At 53.9% G+C, this 1171-nt stretch carries 1 protein-coding gene; it reads left to right on the top strand.

The genetic code is table 11. The annotated features are described in order from the left end of the window. Nucleotides 1-63 precede the first annotated feature (63 nt). On the top strand, nucleotides 64-1044 hold the full coding sequence (locus NUV89_RS29685; protein ID WP_034113392.1) for an IS5 family transposase: 981 nt from the start codon (nucleotides 64-66) through the stop codon (nucleotides 1042-1044). Nucleotides 1045-1171: the final 127 nt, after the last annotated feature.

Below are 1171 nucleotides of genomic sequence, written 5' to 3'. Positions count from 1 at the left end.
GGAATCTCCGAACAAGTTTTCAAATGTGCTGAAATACGCCTGACCACCTGATCCGAGCCGCCTATGAGCCAGATGAGCTTTTCCGATTTCGAATACGCCGGCAAGCGCAAGCAGACACGCCGCGAACGCTTCCTCGCCGAGATGGATCAGGTCGTGCCCTGGACGGGTCTGCTGGGCCTGATCGAGCCGTTCTACCCCAAGGCCGGTGGCGGCAGAAAACCCTATCCTCTGGAAACCATGCTGCGTATTCATCTGTTGCAGAATTGGTTTTCCCTGAGCGATCCGACCATGGAAGAAGCGCTCTACGAAATCACGCCCATGCGCCAGTTTGCACGTTTGACCTTGAGCGCCCCGATACCTGAAGACACCACGATCATGAATTTCCGGCACTTATTGGAAAAGCATCAGCTTGCACCTGCAATCCTCGCGGTCATCAATGGTTATTTGCAGGACAAAGGCATGTCTCTGCGTCAGGGCACTATCGTCGATGCCACCATTATTCATGCTCCCAGTTCGACTAAAAACGAAGAGGGAAAGCGCGACCCCGAGATGCATCAGACCAAAAAAGGTAACCAGTATTTCTTCGGAATGAAGGCCCATATTGGCGCTGATGTCGAGTCCGGCTTGGTTCATCACGTCCACGGCACCGCCGCCAACGTCGCCGATGTCACACAGGTCGCCGAGCTTTTGCATGGCGAAGAAAATGCAGTGTATGCAGACGCCGGATACACCGGCGTTGAGAAGCGTGAAGAGCATGAAAATCGTGAAGTGATCTGGCAAATCGCGGCGCGCCGCAGCACCTATTCCAAGTTGAATAAACGCAGCGTGCTCTACAAGGCCAAGCGCAAGATTGAGTACTGCAAAGCCCAGACACGGGCCAAGGTCGAACATCCGTTTCGGGTGATCAAATGCCAATTTGGGTACGTGAAAGTGCGCTTTCGTGGGCTGATGAAAAACACGGCTCAGTTGACCACATTGTTCGCCCTGTCGAACCTGTGGATGGCTCGAAAACAACTGATGGGTATGGGCGAGTTGCGCGCTTAACATGGAAAACCGGGCGAAAAACGCCCTCGATGAACACTGCATCAGGTCGTTTTGAGCAAATAGCGCTGCGTGCCGTGCAAATTACGACTTGCGGCCGCCGCGCAGCAAGTTGATCGGAGCATCCTTA

It is taken from the genome of Pseudomonas sp. 18.1.10 (genome assembly GCF_024655625.1).
In the GTDB taxonomy this organism is placed as follows: Bacteria; Pseudomonadota; Gammaproteobacteria; order Pseudomonadales; family Pseudomonadaceae; genus Aquipseudomonas.
This window is presented reverse-complemented; position numbering and strand designations above follow the sequence as displayed.

What these genes read in the sequence shown, in the direction of transcription:
- NUV89_RS29685 (WP_034113392.1), top strand. Translation starts at nt 64, where the DNA reads ATGAGCCAGATGAGCTTTTCCGATTTCGAATACGCCGGCAAGCGCAAG.